This window comes from Treponema endosymbiont of Eucomonympha sp. (assembly GCF_001028545.1).
Window position 1 is genome coordinate 1 of sequence record NZ_BBPW01000432.1, and the last position, 597, is coordinate 597.

Genomic DNA, 597 nt, shown 5'->3' on the forward strand with positions numbered 1-597 from the left:
TATGCGTCGGCGCGGTCGGGGCGGAACGGCACCGTCCCGTCGAGCGGGTGGTCGACGGGAACCACAGGTATCTTCTTCCAGCCCCATTTCACCGCGAACTGCCAGTAGAAGAAAACCCGCATCACCGTGCCGAGGTATCTGAGCGCGGCTCTGCGTGCCGGCGGGTGGGTCGCCGCCAGCAGATACGGAAGCACGACACCGAACTCGCCGAGCGGCGCCCCGTGGGATAATCGAGATTTTGTGCACCTTGTCCGCGCCGTCGGTGAACGCGGCAACGAGCGCGTGCCCCGTCTCGTGAAACGCGACGATTTTGCGCTCGTCTTCCTTTATCACGCGGCTCTTTTTCTGCAAACCCGCAATAGCCTTTTCGACCGCCTCGTCAAAGTCCTGCATGTTGACGACCTTCCGCCCGCCGCGCACGGCGAGCAGCGCCGCTTCGTTAATCACGTTGGCAAGGTCAGCGCCCGACATGCCCGGCGTCGTCCGCGCGACCGAGGTGAGGTTGACGTCCCCGCCGAGCTTCACGTTCTTCGCGTGAATCTTCAGTATCGCCTCGCGCCCTTTCACGTCGGGGCGGTCGACGACCACCTGCCGGTC

1 pseudogene is annotated in these 597 nt (G+C 64.3%); it reads right to left on the minus strand.

Annotated elements, in window-relative coordinates:
- A pseudogene (locus tag AWU74_RS12845) lies at window positions 1–597 on the minus strand (hypothetical protein); the annotation flags it as partial.